At 69.4% G+C, this 17,773-nt stretch carries 14 protein-coding genes and 1 tRNA gene; 9 read left to right on the top strand and 6 right to left on the bottom strand.

The genetic code is table 11. The features are described 5' to 3' along the window. The first annotated feature begins 203 nt into the window (after positions 1 to 203). Positions 204 to 1,127 carry a transcriptional regulator GcvA gene (gene gcvA / locus VZL07_RS33025; protein WP_426751930.1) on the top strand — a complete coding sequence of 308 codons (924 nt, stop codon included), beginning with the start codon at positions 204 to 206 and terminating at the stop codon, positions 1,125 to 1,127. Positions 1,128 to 1,227: 100 nt separating this feature from the next. On the opposite strand, the gene VZL07_RS33030 is transcribed toward gcvA, so the two are convergent. Beyond that, positions 1,228 to 2,070, bottom strand: a complete 843-nt coding sequence (locus VZL07_RS33030; RefSeq protein ID WP_426751931.1) for a CHAP domain-containing protein — start codon at positions 2,068 to 2,070, stop codon at positions 1,228 to 1,230. A gap of 134 nt (positions 2,071 to 2,204) precedes the next feature. Here VZL07_RS33030 and VZL07_RS33035 point away from each other — a divergent pair, with 134 nt between their 5' ends. The 6 genes from VZL07_RS33035 to VZL07_RS33060 all read left to right on the top strand — a co-directional run bounded on the left by VZL07_RS33035 (position 2,205) and on the right by VZL07_RS33060 (position 8,619). Next, positions 2,205 to 3,896, top strand: coding sequence for a HEAT repeat domain-containing protein (locus VZL07_RS33035; RefSeq protein WP_426751932.1), 1,692 nt, complete (start codon positions 2,205 to 2,207; stop codon positions 3,894 to 3,896). 54 nt (positions 3,897 to 3,950) lie between these two features. Next, a complete protein-coding gene (locus tag VZL07_RS33040) occupies positions 3,951 to 6,029 on the top strand; it encodes an ATP-dependent helicase (RefSeq protein ID WP_426751933.1) in 2,079 nt (692 codons plus the stop codon). A 90-nt stretch (positions 6,030 to 6,119) separates the two neighbouring features. After that, complete coding sequence (locus VZL07_RS33045; protein WP_426751934.1) at positions 6,120 to 7,739, top strand: Hsp70 family protein; 1,620 nt, start codon at positions 6,120 to 6,122, stop codon at positions 7,737 to 7,739. 8 nt (positions 7,740 to 7,747) lie between these two features. Then, positions 7,748 to 8,173, top strand: coding sequence for an SCP2 sterol-binding domain-containing protein (locus VZL07_RS33050; RefSeq protein ID WP_426751935.1), 426 nt, complete (start codon positions 7,748 to 7,750; stop codon positions 8,171 to 8,173). Positions 8,174 to 8,187: 14 nt separating this feature from the next. Further along, positions 8,188 to 8,457: a hypothetical protein gene (locus VZL07_RS33055; RefSeq protein WP_426751936.1), complete on the top strand. Its 270-nt coding sequence runs from the start codon at positions 8,188 to 8,190 to the stop codon at positions 8,455 to 8,457. Between the two features lie 90 nt (positions 8,458 to 8,547). Further along, a tRNA-Val gene (locus VZL07_RS33060) sits at positions 8,548 to 8,619 on the top strand. Positions 8,620 to 8,784: 165 nt separating this feature from the next. Here VZL07_RS33060 and VZL07_RS33065 read toward each other — a convergent pair. Beyond that, entirely contained in the window at positions 8,785 to 9,738 is a 954-nt protein-coding gene (locus tag VZL07_RS33065) for a TerC family protein (RefSeq protein ID WP_426751937.1), read from the bottom strand. Positions 9,739 to 10,087: 349 nt separating this feature from the next. Here VZL07_RS33065 and VZL07_RS33070 point away from each other — a divergent pair, with 349 nt between their 5' ends. Both VZL07_RS33070 and VZL07_RS33075 read left to right on the top strand, forming a co-directional pair. Beyond that, on the top strand, positions 10,088 to 11,191 hold the full coding sequence (locus VZL07_RS33070; protein ID WP_426751938.1) for a carbohydrate-binding protein: 1,104 nt from the start codon (positions 10,088 to 10,090) through the stop codon (positions 11,189 to 11,191). 265 nt (positions 11,192 to 11,456) lie between these two features. Continuing rightward, complete coding sequence (locus VZL07_RS33075) at positions 11,457 to 13,064, top strand: Rieske 2Fe-2S domain-containing protein (RefSeq protein WP_426751939.1); 1,608 nt, start codon at positions 11,457 to 11,459, stop codon at positions 13,062 to 13,064. A gap of 283 nt (positions 13,065 to 13,347) precedes the next feature. Here the strand turns inward: VZL07_RS33075 and VZL07_RS33080 are convergent, their stop codons facing one another. The 4 genes from VZL07_RS33080 to VZL07_RS33095 are packed head-to-tail and all read right to left on the bottom strand — an operon-like array spanning position 13,348 to position 17,628. Continuing rightward, a complete protein-coding gene (locus tag VZL07_RS33080) occupies positions 13,348 to 14,091 on the bottom strand; it encodes a hypothetical protein (protein ID WP_426751940.1) in 744 nt (247 codons plus the stop codon). After that, a complete protein-coding gene (locus VZL07_RS33085; RefSeq protein ID WP_426751941.1) occupies positions 14,088 to 15,227 on the bottom strand; it encodes a hypothetical protein in 1,140 nt (379 codons plus the stop codon). The genes VZL07_RS33080 and VZL07_RS33085 overlap by 4 nt, the downstream gene beginning before the upstream one ends. 50 nt (positions 15,228 to 15,277) lie before the next feature. Continuing rightward, positions 15,278 to 16,378 (bottom strand): hypothetical protein, encoded by a 1,101-nt coding sequence (locus VZL07_RS33090; protein WP_426751942.1) that lies wholly within the window; start codon positions 16,376 to 16,378, stop codon positions 15,278 to 15,280. Beyond that, positions 16,375 to 17,628, bottom strand: a complete 1,254-nt coding sequence (locus VZL07_RS33095) for a glycosyltransferase (protein ID WP_426751943.1) — start codon at positions 17,626 to 17,628, stop codon at positions 16,375 to 16,377. The genes VZL07_RS33090 and VZL07_RS33095 overlap by 4 nt, the downstream gene beginning before the upstream one ends. Positions 17,629 to 17,773: the final 145 nt, after the last annotated feature.

Raw genomic sequence — 17,773 nt, forward strand, 5'->3', positions numbered from 1 at the left:
TCCTCCGTCTTGACGTCCGTGTTACGTGAAAGATGAGCTATCCCGCAGAGGGCGCTTCGAAAGCAGCCGCTGGCTCCACTCCGCGCCTGGGATGGCAGGTCGGGCTCTCCTCACAGGGAGCCGACGAGGAATTCATGCGTCTGAGGACCCACTGTCGCAAACGAGATGTTCTTGGCTCCCGGCAAAGGAAATCTTGACCGCCCATGAGCGCGCCCGAACACCTCAATGCCCTGCGTGCCTTTGAGGCGAGCGCCAGGCACGAGAGCTTCTCCGCCGCAGCCGCCGAGCTTCATGTGACCCCTGCGGCGGTCGGGCAACTCGTGCGGAGCCTCGAGGAGGCGCTTGGCACGACGCTGTTCCACCGGGGCACGAGCGGACGGAAGCGGCTCGTCCTCACCGAAGCGGCCCAGCGGGCGCTGCCGGATATCCGCGCGGGGTTCGAGCGGCTGAGCGCCGGCGTCGCGCGGCTGAAGGAGGGCTCGGCGGCCGGTGTGCTGACCGTGACGGTCAGCCCCGCCTTCGCGGCCAAGTGGCTCCTGCCGCGCCTCGAACGGTTCCAGGCCGCATGGCCGGAGCTGGACGTGCGGCTCGACGCGTCCACCGAGCTGCTCGACTTCGCCACGCGCGGGGTGGATATCGGCGTGCGCTACGGACCTGGAGGCTGGCGCGGGCTGGTCGCGGAGAAGCTTCTCGACGAGGAGGTCTATCCCGTCTGCTCGCCTGCACTCCTGCGGCAGAATCGCCGACTGCGTCGGCCGTCGGACCTGCGCGGCCTACGGCTCATTCACGACCGGTCCGTGGACGCGCGCTCGGGCTTCGTCACGTGGGATGCCTGGCTCGAGAAGGCGGGCGCAAGGGACGTGGAGACGAAGCGAGGCCTGCGCATCAACAACTCCGCCGCGGTGCTTCAGGCGGCGATCGACGGGCAGGGCGTGGCGCTGGCCCGCAGCATCATGGCGCATGACGACCTCGCGGCCGGACGGCTGGTGCGTCTGTTCCCGGAGGTCGAGTTCCCTTCCAAGCTCGCCTACTACGTCGTCTACCGTCCCGAGTGCGCCTCGCTCCCGAAGCTGGTGGCGTTTCGTGAATGGCTCGTTCGCGAGGCGTCCGAGCGCCAGGCCCGCTGACGGGCGGGTGGCGAGGGGATTCAGCTCGGAGCGCATCACCATGCCGGCGCGCTGCCGCAGGGAGGCAACCAGCCGCGCCAGCAATTCCATCAGACAGCGCCTACCGCAGCGCCACCGGGACGGGCTTGGAGGCCTTGGGGCTGGCGGGCAGCACGCTGCCGTAGCCACCGAAGAGCTGCCCGGTGAGGACGGGGGCGCGGTTGGGGCCCGGGTGGCGGAGCATGTCGTTGAGCACCTCGCCCGTCTGCGGGTCGCGGCGCAGGTTCGGCCGCTCGAGGTTCATCCGGTAGCGCACGACGCCGCGGCGCACGCGGTGGATGACGGTGACGGTGCCGGTGGCGCTCACGCTCTCGACGATGCCCACGTGCGTGAGGCCGTCGTTGCGGCGGCCATCCCGGTTCTGGTCATACGTCTCGTTGAAGAAGACGAGGTCGCCGGGAGTGGGGCGGCCTTCCGAGTACACGCGGCCCCGGGCACGGGTGAAGCGGTACATGGCGGTGACGCCGTTGTCGCCTGGCTGGACGGTGCCCCGGAAGGTGACGCCGGCCTGGGCATAGACACCCTCGATGAGGCCCGTGCAGTCCGAGGGGTACTTCCGGCCGTTGAGCTTCACCTGCGTCTTGCCCACCAGCGAGCGGGCCGTGGTGACCACCTTCGCGCGCGCGTCGCCCGAGGCCGCGGAGGTCACGCGGGCAGGGGTGGCGCGAGCCTTCCGGCTCGAGCCCTTGCCCGCGCGGGTCGCCACGCGGGCGGGGCGCTCCTGGCGCGTGTCCTTGCTCGCGGTGGCCACCGGCTTGGACAGCGACTCGCGGGGGAAGGCGGGCGGGGAGGCGGAGCGGTAGCGAAGGGCATAGGAGTCCAGCCACGGCTCCAGCGGCGCTCCCGTGGTGGCACATCCCGTCGCCAGCACGGCGAGGGCTCCCATCAGCGTGATTGTCCTCATGGCGCGACCTCCCTGTAGCGTCCTGGGGCACATGCTCGGTCCGGGAAGCTGTGTCGTCAAAAAACCTACCCAGGCAACCGTCCACCAGGGCTCGGGTTTCCGGGTGGGCGCGGGTGCGGTATTGCTCCAGGGACATGGCTTCCCTTCGCCGAGCCCTCGCCGTCCTGCTGCTGGCCACTGGCTGCATCCCTTCGCCGTATGACCGCGCGGCGAAGACGGACACCATCGACGGCTACCGCGCCTTCCTGCGCGAATACCCCACGCACCAGGACGCGGACGCGGCCGAGGCCCGGCTGGAGGAGCTGGAGTTCGAGGAGGCGAAGCGGCTGCACACGGTGATTGCCTACAAGCGCTTCCTGGAGGCGTACCCGGACGCGGCCCAGGCGCGCACGGCGAAGACGCTGCTGGAGGGCCTGCGCTTCAACGCGGCGAAGGAGCTGGACTCCGTCGCGGGCTGGCGCCAGTTCCTCCAGGAGCACCCGGACGGGGCCCAACGCGACGAGGCGAAGCGGCTGCTGGCGGAGGCGGAGACGCGCGAGCTGGCCACGACGGACGACCCGCGCAAGCTGGCGGAGTACCTGCGCGCGGCGCCGGATGATCCGCGTCGCCAGGACGTGGAGGCCCGGCTGGACGCCCAGGCCTTCGCTCAGGCGAAGGCCTCCGGCGCGGCGAAGCTCTTCGCATACCTCAAGGACCACCCGGCCGGCGCGCACCGGGAGGAGGCGCGCGTCCTGCTGCTGGGCCTGGAGGTGGAGGGGCTGCTCGTCTCCGGACTGGTGGACGAGGCCGAGGCGCGGGTGAAGGCCCATCCCCTGGGCCCCAAGCTGACGGAGTTCCCGGCGCGGCTGGCCCGGGCTCGCGCCGAGCTGGCGGCCCTGGCCCGTCCGGAGCCCGTGGCCCAGGCGGCCCACGTGGGGTTCTACCTGCGGGGCATTGAGGACCTGAAGCGCGCGCTGGTGGCGCCGGACCCGCTGGACCGCTGGCAGGCGGCGGAGGAGCTGGGGCAGCACGTCTCGGTGCGGGTGCTGGATCCGCTGCTGGAGGCGCTGCGCTCCGCACGCAACCCGTTGATCCGCCAGCACGCCTTCGAGTCCCTGCACACCGTCCTGGCGGCGCTGCCCCGTCCGGTGGCCGAATACGAGGTGACCTCGCGCCTGGACGCCCTGCGCGAGCGCGCGACGAGCGCGGAGATGTACCTCACGGTGGCGGTGCTGCTGGACCTCTCCGGCCAGCTCGCCCAGGCGTCCACGGAGTACCAGCGGGCCGCCGAGTCGGGCGCGGTGGACCCCGTCATCCTCCGGCGCTGGGTACAGATTCGCGAGGAGCGGCGGCAGCACTTCTCCGCGGGGGTGGCGGCGCGGCAGCTCGCGCTGTGGTCCCTGGAGGTGGCGCAGGAGTCCCAGGTGACGCCGGAGGGCCGCGTGCCGCTGGCCTCGGCGCGGCAGCTCTGCGCGGCGGCCGTCAACGCCCGCTTCGCCGTGGAGGCCATCGCCCGCGCCCGGACCGCGAGCACCGAGTTCCCCGAGGACCTGGCCGAGTTCGAGCGCAAGGCCGCGGACGCGAAGCGGTTGGCCGACGCGCGGCTGGCGGACGCGGAGCTGCTGCTGCGCGAGCAGACGCCCGGCGTGCGGACCTGCGGGGACCGGGGCGTGCGCGAGCGCCTGGAGAGCGCCGTGAAGGAGCGCACCGCCGCGCTGGACGCGGTGGCCACGAAGCTGCCGCAGGTGGGGCGGCTGCTGCTCGAGGTGGCGAAGGCGCGTGATCCATCACCCCAGGTCCGCGCGGCGGCGTCGGCCCGGCTGACGGCGCTGAACGGCGCGCCCTGAGGCGCCCGGATCCGGATGTCCCGAGCGGGCGGGGCGGCTAGAGTCGGCGCCCCCATGGCCTCCCGCACCGACATGCTCAGGGCCGATCCGGCGAGGCCCTCGCTGCGGATCGACTACGCCGCGCTCCTCAACGAGGAGCAGCTCCGGGCGGTGGAGGCGGGGGCGGGGCCCGTGCTGGTCATCGCCGGGGCGGGCTCCGGCAAGACGCGCACGCTGACCTTCCGGGTGGCGCGGCTGCTGGAGCGGGGCGTGCCGCCCGAGGGCATCCTCCTGCTCACGTTCACCAACAAGGCCGCCCGGGAGATGACGCGCCGGGTGGAGGAGCTGGCCGGCGCCTCCGTGGACGTGCGGCGCATTCTCGGGGGCACCTTCCACCATGCCGCGCACGTGCTGCTCCGGCAGTACGCGGGGGTGCTCGGCTTCTCCAGGAGCTTCACCGTGCTGGACCGCGAGGACGCGCGGGACCTGATGGTGACGTGCATCGCCGAGCGCCGGCTCAAGAGTGACAAACGCTTCCCCCGGCCGGACCTGGTGCTCGACCTGGTGTCGCTGTCGGCCAACCTCCAGCAGCCCGTGTCGCACGTGCTGATGGACCGCAGGCCCCAGCTGCTCCCGCTGGCGCCCGAGGTGCTCGCCGCCGCCGCGCGCTACCAGCAGCGCAAGGCGCAGATGCACCTGATGGACTTCGACGACCTGCTGGTGCACCTCAAGCGGCTGCTGACGCACCACCCCGACGTGCGCGAGGCCCTCACCGAGCGCTTCCGCTGCGTCCTGGTGGACGAGTATCAGGACACCAACCGGCTCCAGGGCGACCTGGTGGACCTGCTCGCCGGGGAGCGCAAGGACCTGACGGTGGTGGGGGATGACTGCCAGGCCATCTACAGCTTCCGGGGCGCGGACTTCTCCAACATCATCGACTTTCCGCAGCGCTACCCGGGGTGCTCGGTCCACTCGCTGACCCGCAACTACCGCTCCACCCCGGAGATTCTGCGACTGGCCAACGCCTCCATCACCCTCAACACCCAGCAGTTCCCCAAGGTGCTGACGGCGGCGCGGCCTTCCGGGGCCAGGCCCCTCATCGTCCCGACCGAGGACGCCGCCGGGCAGGCCGCCTTCGTGGCCGAGCGAGTCCAGGAGCTGCGCGCGCAGGGCATGTCCCTGGAGGCCATGGCAGTCCTGTACCGGGCCCACAGCCACTCGCTGGAGCTCCAGCTCGAATTGACCCGCCGCGGCATCCCGTTCCGGGTTCGCTCCGGGGTGCGCTTCTTCGAGCAGTCCCACATCAAGGACGTGCTGGCCCACCTCCGGGTCGTGAACAACCCTGCGGATGAGCTGGCCTTCAAGCGGGTCATCCGGCGCGTTCCTGGCGTGGGCCCGGCGACGGCGGAGCACGTCTGGATGTCCCTTCGCGCGCTGCCGGAGGGGACGCCGCTGCCGGAGGGGCTGAGCCACCCGGAGGTCGTCTCGCACCTGCCGCGCAAGGCCCGGAAGGGTTTCCAGGCCTTCAGCGACCTGATGGGGCGGCTGACACGGCCGGGGGCGTCCACCGCGCCGGAGCGGCTCATCGAGGACGTGCTGGCCGGGGGCTACGCGGAGTACCTGAAGGCGGAGTACGCCGAGGAGGAACACCGGGAGGAGGACGTCCGGCAGCTGGCGGAGTTCGCCCGCCGCTTCGAGGACCTGGCGCGCTTCCTGTCGGAGATCGCGCTGGTGTCGGAGTTCGCGGCCGGAGAGGCCCTGGGGGAGGAGCCGTCGGGGGCCTTCCTGACGCTGTCCACCGTCCACCAGGCGAAGGGGCTCGAATGGCGGGCCGTCTTCGTCCTCTGGCTGGTGGACGGGCGCTTTCCGCTGTCGCTGGCCACACGCCTGCCCGAGGAGGAGGAAGAGGAGCGCCGGTTGTTCTACGTGGCCCTCACCCGGGCCCGGGACACGTTGTCGCTGGTGTACCCCTTGTCGGTGCTGCCCCGGGACGGCGAGCGGATCCTCCTGCGCCCGTCCCGGTTCCTCCAGGAACTGCCCGGCGGGGAGGACGCACCGTTCGAGCGGCGCTCCCCGTCCACCCTGGAGGCGGAGCCCGGGGCGGCCGTGGGGCAGGACGGGCCCCCTCCGGGTGGAACGGACCCGGTGGACTGACACCGTCGCCCAGAAACGCGCACTCGCGAGCGCGACGTGATAGACAGTGGCGTCAGGGGCGGCGTCTTCCGGCGCGTCCCCCCTCACTTCATGGCGGACAGACCTCGCATCATCGGGATTGACCTCGGCACCACCAACACGCTGGTGGCGTCCGTCCGCAACCGCATCCCGAAGATCGTCCCCACGGACCGTGGCAACCTCACGCTGCCGTCGGTCGTCGCGCTGTCGGCGCGCGGTGACCTGCTGGTGGGCGGGGTGGCCAAGGACCAGATGGTCACCAACCCCAAGAACACGCTCTGGGGGACCAAGCGGCTCATCGGCCGGAAGTACAACTCCAAGTCGGTGGACGACCTCAAGGCGTACTTCCCCTATGACATCGTCGAGGGCGCCAACGGCGACGCGGCGGTGATGATGGGCGGCAAGCTGTACACGCTGCCGCAGGTCTCCAGCTTCGTGCTGGGCCAGGTGAAGACGATCGCGGAGCAGTTCCTCGGCGGGCCCATCGAAGGGGCCGTCATCTCCGTCCCGGCCTACTACAACGACAACCAGCGCAACGCGGTGAAGGAGGCCGGCCGGCTGGCGGGCTTCGACGTGAAGCGCATCGTCAACGAGCCCACGGCCGCGGCGCTGGCCTACGGCTTCAACCGGGGGCTGGATCAGAAGGTCCTCGTCTACGACCTGGGCGGCGGCACCTTCGACGTGTCCGTGCTGCACCTGGCGGGCAACGTCTTCGAGGTCCTGGCCACCGGCGGCGACGCCTTCCTGGGCGGTGCGGACTTCGACAACCGCATCATGGAGTACGTGCTGGAGCGCTTCCGCGAGGAGACCAAGGTCGACCTCAACACGGAGAACCCCATCGCGCTCCAGCGCATCAAGAACGCGGCCGAGGCGGCGAAGATCGACCTGACGCTGATCCCCAACGTCGTCATCGACCTGCCCTTCATCGACGAGCGCAAGGGCAAGCCGCTGGACCTGCGCATCCCCCTGACGCGCGAGTTCCTCAACAGCCTCACCGGCGACCTGGTGGACCGCACCTTCGAGATCTGCGACCGGGTGCTGGAGGAGAAGGGCATCTCCCGCGCGGAGATCGACGAGATCATCCTGGTGGGCGGCCAGAGCCGCATGCCGCTGGTGCAGCAGAAGATCCAGGCGCACTTCGGCAAGCCGCCGCGCAAGGGCGTCCACCCGGACGAGTGCGTGGCCCTGGGCGCGGCGCTGCTGGGCGACTCGCTGGGCAGCATCGACGCGGTGACGCTGCTGGACGCGCTGTCCATGCCCATCGGCTACGCGATGCCCAACGGCCGCGTGAAGCGCATCATCGAGAAGAACTCGCTGATCCCGATGGTGAAGAGCTTCCGCCTGCCGCCCCCGAAGGAGCCGGGCTCGCCCTTCATCGAGCTGGACATCTACCAGGGGGACAGCGACCTGCTGGTGGACAACGAGTACCTGGGCACGGTGCGCGTGCCCTCGGCCGCGGCCGGCCGGAAGATCGACTTTCGCCTCACCGAGGAGTGCCTGCTCCAGGTGACGGTGGAGGAAGCGAGCGGTATGCGCAAGGTGGACCTCGCCACCCGCGACACGCCGGAGCAGCTCAAGCGGGCGCTCCAGGAGGTCGCGTCGCGCAACTCACAGCAGGTGCCCAGCTCCAGCAGCGGGAGCGACGACCGGGGGCTCTTCTCCAGCATCAAGAGCATCTTCCGGAGGGGCTAGGAGTCCAGATGGCGAAGTTCCCGTCGAAGGAGTGGGTGGACGAGGCCGTCCGCCTCACCAATGAGGATCCCGAGTGCGCCATGGCCGGCAAGGGCTGGAAGGGCGACTTCGGGGCGGTGGTGGAGGCCGAGCCGGGCAAGCTGGCGAAGGCCTTCGTGGTGCACGTCGTCCCCGGTGACTGCCGCATCGAGAGGGCCCACGTGCTGGCGGACCCGGACGACCTGGACGAGATCGAGCCGGTGTACCTGGCGCGCGCGCCCTACAGCGTCTGGAAGCAGCTGTTGAAGGGGACACTGGACCCCGTGGAGGCGGTGCTCAAGCGCCGCATCTCCATGAAGGGGGACTTGCAGCCGCTCATCGAGCGCATGAAGTACAAGGGCATCGCCGACCGCGTCTTCGCCAAGCTGCAGACGCAGTTCGACGACGAGCCCTGAGCCGGGGGGAGCACATGGGAATCGCGGACGACCTCAAGAAGCAGGCGCTCAACATGTCGGGCAAGGCCATGGAGAAGCTCATGGCCGACGACCGGCGCGCCATGGCCATTGCCAACGCCATTGGGAAGGCCCAGCGCGGCAAGCAGGCGCTCGACCGGGGGCAGGAGGAGCTGATGAAGGCGCTGAACTTCGCGCCCCGCAGCGAGTTCAAGTCCCTGGGCAAGCAGCTCTCCGGCCTCAAGCGCCGGCTGCGCGAGCTCGATGAGAAGCTCGGCGAGCTGTAGTCGAAAATGCGTTGACACCTGAGCGGGCGAATGGCATCTACACCCGCGTTCGCCGCTGGCAACACCGGCGGCGGGCAGCAGACAGCAGAAGGGCGTATAGCTCAGCGGTAGAGCACTGCCTTCACACGGCAGGGGTCGCAGGTTCAAACCCTGCTGCGCCCATTCAAAGAGAGGCCGTGAGTCCTGAATCGGACTCACGGCCTTTCTGCTTTTCGGGCTCCGGACGCGCCGCTGGGCCTGGGCCCGACGCTCCCTCGAAAGCATGAAGCCCACCCCGCATGCCTCGCGGAGTGGGCTTCGAATGAATGGCCTGACGGTCGGTTCGGCTCAGGCCTCGGGCACGTCGACGGTGGGCGTGTTCCGCGCCTTGATGAGCGACGCGACGATGCTGGCGCCCAGCAGGCCGGCGATGACGCCCAGGGACAGCGCGGGGGGCACCTTCACGAAGTCGATGAGCGCCATCTTCGCGCCCACGAAGACGAGCACCGCGGACAGGCCCACCTTCAGGTAGCTGAACTTCTCCACCGCGCCGGCCAGCATGAAGAACATGGAGCGCAGGCCGAGGATGGCGAAGATGTTGGACGTGAAGACGATGAAGGGGTCCGTCGTCACGGCGAAGATGGCGGGGATGGAGTCGAGCGCGAAGAGGATGTCCGACGCCTCCACCAGCAGCAGCGCCATCAGCAGCGGGGTGGCCAGCTTCCGGCCGTTCTCCACCGTGAAGAAGTGGTGCCCGTCGAAGTTGGGGGTGGAGGGGATGGTCCGCCGGGCCAGCCGCATCAGCGCCCCGTCCTCGGGGTTGTCCTCCTTGTTGCGCTGCAGGAAGAGCTTCACGCCCGTGATGATGAGGAAGGCGCCGAAGACGTAGATGAGCCAGTGGAAGCGGGCCAGCATCGCCACGCCGGCGAAGATCATGATGGCCCGTAGCACCAGCGCGCTGAGGATGCCCCAGAAGAGCACCCGGTGCTGGTAGAGCGAGGGGATGCGCAGCGCCGAGAAGATGACGACGAAGACGAAGATGTTGTCGACGGAGAGCGACTTCTCGATGAGGTAGCCGGTGATGAACTGGAGCCCGGGCTCCGGTCCGAACTTCCACCAGACTCCCACGCCGAAGAGCAGTGCCAGGCTGACCCAGACCGCGCTCCAGCCCAGGGCCTCCTTGAACTTCACCACGTGGGCCTTGCGGTGGAAGACGCCCAGGTCGAGCGCCAGCATCGCGATGACGAAGGCGACGAAGCCGGCCCACAGACCCGGACTGCCGACGCTTGGGAAGGTTTCCATATGAGGGCGTCAGATAAGAGTCACCTCAGGCTTCCACAAATAGGAATTCCGTACGAACTCCATCGGGAAAACCGAAGGACCGTGGCAAATTGCACCGGTGCTCGCCCTGTAGGTTGGGCGGCACACGGGCAGTCAAAAACCTCCCAATGGTTCGGGATGGGGTTCGGAAGGTGATGGGTTTGGAATCGTCCCGGTTGGAAAGAACAAACACGGGGCTATGAGACCAACCAGGCGTCACCGTCCCTGAGGGCAGCTCCTCCTCCCGACGGAAGGACGCGTCGAGCCAGCTCCAGGCGATAGGCGCCTGGGGACTCGTCACGCTCATGCCTCAAGCAGTAAGGACGCTATTTTGACTCGGAATCGTTTCCTGTCCTCGACGTGTGGCGCTCTCCTCGCTCTGGCTGCCATCACGGGCTGCGGAAGTAATGCTGGCAACGAGGACTCCACCGCGCCAGGGGGGACCGAGACCCCTGGCCAGGCCCCGCAGACGCCTGCTCCCTCGCCGTCCGAGCAGACGCCTGGAGATGAGAACACCGGAACGCCGGCGCCGGGAGACTCTGATAGCGACACCTCGCCGGATGATCCTGTCGCCACCACGCCTCCCGGCGGCGATGAAGACACGTCGACGGACACCGATGAGCCGTCCACCGAGCCCGAGGAGCCCTCCCAGGCCGGCACGGACAAGTTCGGCGTGACGATGATCCACCCGACCCTCGCGGGTGGCGAGCAGTGGTTCCTCGCGGACGATGCGACGTCCGACAAGCGGTTCGACCCGCAGGACGACATCACCCGCAACTCGGACGGCTCCTGGAACATCAAGAGCGACAAGGTCCGCATGTCCGTCTTCACGTCGACGGGCTACAAGCCGGACGAGATCGCCACGTACGACCGTGAGGTGCTCGCCAGCCGCGGTTACATGCAGTCGCCGAACGACTGGAAGAACATCGAGATGACGGGCTTCATGAAGCTCAACTCGGCTTCCGACGAGTCCGACAACTTCGACCTGTACGCCCGCGGCGGTAAGCACAACGACGACCACGAAGGTTGTGAGGGCAGCAGCTACAAGGGCGCGCTGCACTTCGATGGCCGGGCCCGCTACCAGAAGGAGTCGTGGCACGTCTCCTACGAGCAGGCGCCCTACAAGGAAGTGACGGAGCCGCTCACGGGCCGCTGGGTGGGCTTCAAGGCCGTCATGCGGAACACCAAGGCGAACGGCAAGGACGCCGTGCACCTGGAGCTGTACCTCAACGAAAACGCCGACAAGGTCTCCTGGGAGAAGATCTACGACTTCGTGGACGCGGGCGACTGGGGCGGTGACGCCGAGCACTGCGGCGCCGCGGACGGTGCCATGCCCATCACCTGGGGTGGCCCCATCGCCACGTTCCGTTGGGACAGCACCGACGACGTGGACTTCAAGTGGCTGTCCGTGCGCGAAATCGCGCCGGAGCAGTGAGCCGCTGAACCGGAGCGCGTCCGCTGACCGGGGGCGCGCCTGAACGGAAGATTGCAGTCCCACGAGGGCGCGGAGGAACCCACAGGGGGACTTCCGCGCCCTTCGTGCGTCCATGGACGGCGGCGTCCACCTCCCGGGCGGGTGGCAGGTGCGGCTTCGAGCCCCCCACCTTGCGGGCGCCGACGCGCCAGCCAGCCGCCGGCAGCCCTGTGTCCGGGCCCGGCGCTCAGGCCGGCCCGTTGGCTGTCAGAGAGGAAGACTTCCGATGCAGATTACTTTCCTGGGCCACGCCGGGTTCGTCGTGGAGACGGCGGGGGCCCTTGTCGTCATGGACCCCTGGCTGTCAGCCCGTGGGGCCTTCGACTCGGCGTGGATGCAGATGCCGTGCAACCACCACCTGGCGCCCCACGTCCGGGAGAAGCTGGAGACGCCCGGCAAGGAGCGCTTCCTCTACATCAGCCACGAGCACAAGGACCACTTCGACCCGGAGTTCCTGGCCACCATCCGGCAGCGGGACTTCACGGTGCTGGTGCCGCGCTTCCACCGCTCCGAGCTGCAGGACGTGTTCGCCAGATATGGCTGCAAGCGCGTCATCGCCTGCGAGGACGGCCACGAGGTGCCCATCAAGGACGGCTACATCAAGCTGTTCGTGTCCGAGCAGGGCACCAACCGCGACTCCGCGGTGATGGTGCGGGGGGATGGCCAGTGCTTCCTCAACATCAACGACTGCAAGCTCCATGACCGGATGGGGCGCATCGTCGCGGAGGAGGGCCCCATCGACGTGTTCTCCGCGCAGTTCTCCGGGGCCATCTGGCACCCCACCTGCTACGAGTACTCGCCGGAGACGTACGCGGCCATCTCGCTGAAGAAGCGGGAGAGCAAGTTCGAGGCGGTGGCGCGCACGCTCGAGATCATCCAGCCGAGGGCGTACCTCGCCGCGGCCGGCCCCGCAGCCTTCCTGGACCCGGCGCAGTTCCACCTCAACTTCGAGAAGGTGAACATCTTCCCGAACGCGACGCAGCTCTTCGCCTTCCTCGCGCAGCGGCTGCCCCAGGGGAAGACGCGCTACCTGGAGCCCATGCCCGGTGACGTGCTGGACGTGAAGTCCCTGGAGTTCACCTCGCGGTCGGCCGAAAGGGTGACGCCGGAGAACGTGAAGGCGTACCTGCAGGACTACGCGAAGCGGCAGGAGTCCGTGTTCCGCGAGCGGCGCCGCAACCTGCTCGTCGCGGAGGTGCTGGAGATCCACGAGCGGCTCCGCACGGAGCTGCAGCGCAAGCTGGACCTGCTGGACCTGCACGAGCGGGTGGGCATGCCACTGTACGTGGAGCTGACCGAGCTTCCGCAGCAGCTGCTGCGCGTGGACTTCAAGGGCCGCCGTGTGCACGTGGTGCCGGAGGTCCAGGAGGAGGTCCGCTACACGCTGAAGACGAGCGCGGCCGACGTGGGCCGCGTGCTGGATCGCAAGCTCACGTGGGAGGACTTCCTGCTGTCCTTCCGCCTGCGGCTGAGCCGCAACCCGGACGTGTACGAGCCGGTGCTCCATGGGTTCCTGGGCGTGGAGATCGAGGACATGCGCGACTTCTGCGAGGGCATCCGCTCCACGGAATCCCAGCGCGAGCGCACGGTGGTGGAGGCAGGGGGCCGGCGCTACTCCATCCAGCGCTTCTGCCCGCACCAGGGCGCCGACCTGTCCGAGGGATGGGTGGAGGAGGGGCGCTACCTGGTGTGCCCGCGCCACCGCTGGCAGTTCGACCTGGAGGCGGGGGGCGTCTGTACGCAGAACGCGTCGTCGCTCTGCGCCGAGCTGCTGCCGGAGCGCGAGCCGGAGAAGCCCCAGACGCCGGCGACGGACTCTCAGCCGCAGCTGTGAGGCAAACCCCGACGGGGCGACGCGACGACCGTGCGCGGCGCCAGGGGGCGGGCCTGGCGCGACCGTGAGGGATGCGCCGGGCCTCGCTGTGCGCGGTGCTGGTGCTCGACCGCGCGCGAGCGGGGGCTGACGCCCGCCGCTGGTGGTGGCTGGCGAGTCGCGAGCGTGACGTCAGCGCTCCCGTGGCCTCGCCGCAAGCAGCCGCCGCGAGCGCAGCCGACCCGCCAGGTCGCGAGGGCTGCCGCCGGGTCATCCACAGCGGGCGCGCCCGTGCGTGCCGGTCTCACTTCATGGGTGCGTGAAGCTGAAATCGCAGCCGCAGGTTGTCGGAGCGCAGGCCCACGGGAGCCCCCGCGACGATCGCCGCCGCGGGCACCGGGCCCTGCCAGGCGAGCGTACCGTCCGCCCAGATGCGCAGCCGCTTGCCGTCGAGCTGCGCGCGCAGCGTGTGCGGCACGCCCACGGCGGGCGCGGTGAGCGCGGTGTGCTGCTCGGGCTTCACGATGGCGTAGCCGCGGTTGCCGCACTCCCGGCTGGTGTGGAGGCCCGGGTTGCGTTTGAAGTTCACGACGATGCCCGGCTTCGGCGCCATGCGCCACATGGCGTACAGCACGTTGCAGGCATCCACCGACATCAGCTTCAGCCCCACCTGCTGACGCATCTCGCCCGAGGCCAGCGGCACCTGGACGGAGCTGGGACCCAGCACGGTGAAGCGCAGTTCCACGAGGCTCGTCGAGCTCCCGGGAATGACGGCGCGCATGCGCGGCCCGTCGACCAGCATCTGCTCTCCGGCGCCGACCTTCATCGTGCCTTCGGTGACGTCCATCCGCGACAGGGGGACATGCGAGAGGGGCATGGCTTTCACCGGGGCCGGCTTGGAGCCGCCCGCCTTTCTTCGCTGCTTCGGGTCCGTCCGACGGGAGTTGTCCGACGCGTGGGCGGGGGCCACGCCTTCGCCGAAGCCCAGCAGCACGGCCAGGGCCCCGGCGGCCGCGAGGGCCCGACGCGGGGGCCCTGACGCCTTCATGGCGCGCGCGCTCCCAGGAAGCCCTGGAGCGACTCCACATGGGCGCGCAGATAGGCCTGCTCCGCCCGCAGACGAGCCAGCTCCAGCAGCAGGTATCCGCGGAAGCGGCGTATCTCCCGCGTCTGGAGCGCCTCCAGCGACTGGAGCTGACCTTCCAGGTCCGACACCAGGGTGGTCACCTCGCGCAGCCGACCTTCCTCGGTGCGCTGCACGGCGCGCAGCTCCGCCACCAGCTCGGTGATGCGCTGGGGGACGCCGGCCACGTCGTCCAGCGTCGCGCGACGGCGGCCTTCACGCGCCCGGGCATTGGCGGAGCCCTGCCACAGGTGCCCCAGGTTGTAGGCCAGGGTGAGCTGCCCGAAGAGCGGCACGTCCTGGTCGGCGTCGATGAGCTCGTCGTAGCCGCCGCGCAGGCTCACCCGCCAGGCGCGGGAGCGGCGCAGCGCACCGTTGTATTCCTCGAACTGGTCATCCGCGGCCCGCAGCTCTTTCAGCACGCTCTCCAGCTGCGCTCCCGCCTCGAAGCGGGGACGCGCGGCGAGCCGCTCACGCGCGACCTGCGTGCTGGTCGCCAGCTGGCGCAGGGCGTCCAGCCGCACCTGCACCGCGTTCATCTCCTCCAGCGTCACCTGGCCCTGCTTCATGTCGTTGCGCAGGGCGGTGAGCATCGCCTCGGCCTGGGGCAGGGCTTCCTCCAGGACCCGGGCGCGGGCCTCCAGCGCGGCCTCCTCGCCCAGGCCGCTGCCTTGCCGGATGGCGGCCTCCAGCACCGCGACGGCCCGTTGCCGGCGGCAGTCCGCCTCCGCGCGCTTGCGGATGGCGTGGCCGCGATAGAGCCCCACGAAGTCGAAGTTGAGCCCCGCCGTCACGCGCGGGGTCGGCTCCCCCAGCGGCGTGGTGCCGGCGCCGCCGGTGGCCTCGCCCGCGTTGACCACGCCAAAGGCGCCGAACAGCTCGGGGCCCTGCTCGAGCGCGGCCTCCGCGCTGCCCACGCCGCGCACGAAGTCGCAGTAGCCGGCGGCCCGGTCCGTGTCGGAGGGCGCCGAAAGTTCTCCCTCGGGGGAAGGGGCTGGCTGAGCCAGCGCAAGCTGCGCGGCGAGCGACAGGAGCGCGCCGCAAGTGACGGTCTTCCGCATGGTCGAATGTCTCCGGCTCCGAGGCCGTTTCCAGGCAAGGGTGGGTGGGCTCACAGCAGCAGCGGCGGCCGGCCCAGGTGCAGCAGGTCTTCCCGGGCGGAGGGAGCGTCCGTCAGCTGGATCTCCACCATGACGCCGCGAAGCATGTACTGGCGGATGGGATGCTTGAGGGACACCTCGCCCTCGAGGATGCGCCCGATGACGCCGACCTCGTGGCACCAGAAGACGGTGGCGGCGCAGGCGTACAGCGGGGTGCCCTGCTCGGCGTTCGGGATGTTCTCGTAGGGAACGAAGGCGACCGTGAGGTCCTTCTCGATGGCCTTGAGGTACGGGGACGCTCGCAGCGAGGCAATCAGCGTGTCGTAGCGCATCGCGACCTCGTCCAGCGCGGCCAGGTCCGTCTGGAGGCTCTTGAGCGTGGCCTCCGCGCGGGCCTGTTCCAGGATGGACTGGGTGTACTCGCGCTCCAGCAGCAGCACGTCCGACGTCATTCCCTGGGGCGTCTCGTGCTTGCCCATGCCGGACTGCACCGCCGTCAGGCCCGCGATCTCGCGCTCGAGCGCCTCGAGCCGCGTCTCCAGGTCCACCGACGACTGCGCCAGCGACAGGTTGCTCTGGGCGAGCTGCGCCAGGTGGTGGTTGATGGTGAGCTTCTCCTCCTGCTCCAGCAGCCGGGCGTCGTACAGGGCGTCCGTGCGCGTGCGTGCCAGACCCGCATAGGCCTTGTTCGACTGCAGGATTTCCGCGCGGGCGTTGTTGTACTCGCGGCGCAGGGTGGCCAGGCGGCGCGCCACCCGGTCGCGGGCGTCGCGTTCACCACGCAGGGCAACGAGGAAGCGCTGCTGGAACGCGCGCTCCGCGGCGATGGTGCGCTCGGCGTCGGAGATGCGGTTCTCCACCGAGCGCCGATCCGACAGCACGTGGTCCCGGGCGGACGTCTGCGCGGCCACCTGCGTGTTGAGCGTGAGAATCTTCTCGTCCGTGGGCGAGATGACCGTGGGGGACACCCAGCTCCTGCTGACCAGGAAGAAGCCCTGGACGGACAGGAAGGACACCAGGCCCACCATGATGAGCGTGAGCAGCAGAGAACCGATGATTTTGTAGGCGGAGACAGCGATGCTGTTGAGTCGATTGGCGACGCGTTGATTCATGGCGTAGAGCCTTCACCAGCATGGGTGGGAGGAAAGCGGCCGCCGGAGTCCACCGGGGATGGCGCGGGCGCGGCGTTGGCACTGCCCCGTGTCTCCCAGCTGCCCGAGTCGAGCGTCAGCAGCGCGAGCGGCGTGAAGAGCGCGTACGTCACGGGCATCAGCAGGGCCATGGGCAGGAAGCTGGCGCCATGGACGCGCCGGTCATCCGGGAGGTGTCGCGTCTCGATTCGATAGATGACGCCCAGCAGCCCGATGACGAGGAAGTGGAACGCGAGGATGTCCCAGAACTCACCGGTCAGGACGTTGTGGACGATGACGAGGGGATACGACAGCAGCAGGGCGAGCTGCGATACGTAGTGGACCGTCACCACCGGATGCAGCCGCCACGCGTGGGACAGGCCGCCCAGGAGGTCCACGAGGTTGGAACGCCGCCAGCGGAGCTGCTGTGAGAAGTACCCGGCCAGCGTCGACGGCGCGGCGGTGAAGCAGAAGGCATCCAGCGTGTAGACGGTCTCGTAGTCGTGCTTGACGATCTGCCGCGTGAGGAACCGGTCCTCGCCGTACTTGATGGGGATGCCCGCGATGGCACGAGCCTCGAGGATGGGCTCCAGCTCCAGCAGCACGTGGCGGCGGTACGCGGTGAGGCAGCCGGACAGGCACATCACCTGGCGGAAGCTGCGCTCCAAATCCTTGAGCCACTCCTGGGCGAAGTGGAACTTGATTTCAATCATTCGCGTCATCCAGTTCTGATGACGGTTCGTCACGTAGGTGCGGCCTCCCACCGCGGCGATGCGGGGGCTGACGAAGCGGCGCACGAGCTGGCGCACGGCCGCCTTGTCCACGACGACGTCCGAGTCCACCGAGACGATGATCTCCGCCTCGGTGGCGGCCTTCACCGCGCGGTTGATGCCCTTGCGCTTGCCCATGTTCTCCGGGTTGCGCATCACGATGACGTTGGGGTTGCCCTCCGCCGCCTTCAGGGCCCAGGCGTAGCTGTCGTCCTTGGAGCAGTCGTCCACCACGACGATCTGCAGCAGGTGGCTGGGATAGTCCTGCTCCAGCAGGCTGCGCACGGCGTGATAGATGCCGATGCCCTCGTTGAAGAGGGGAATGACGATGGCGACCCGTGGCAGATAGGTGTCGTCGACCCGGTCGAACTGCCGCCCTCTGAGGCGCCGTAGCAACGGCCCGAGGACATAGCGGTTCATCAGAACCACCATGAAGAGTAGCTGAATTGGAAAGAGCTCCATCCGTACCTGTCCCCCGTCACGCCACCAGCTGCATGGGCCGCGGACTCCGCTGTCTCCGCGCCTCCCGATGCGAGCGACGACAAGGTGGGAGGGGGCGAGGGTGTGCGCCAACTGCCTCAGGGGTCAGCTTCAGTGGCCATCAGTG

Source organism: Pseudomyxococcus flavus (assembly GCF_050038885.1).
Lineage (GTDB): Bacteria > Myxococcota > Myxococcia > Myxococcales > Myxococcaceae > Myxococcus > Myxococcus flavus.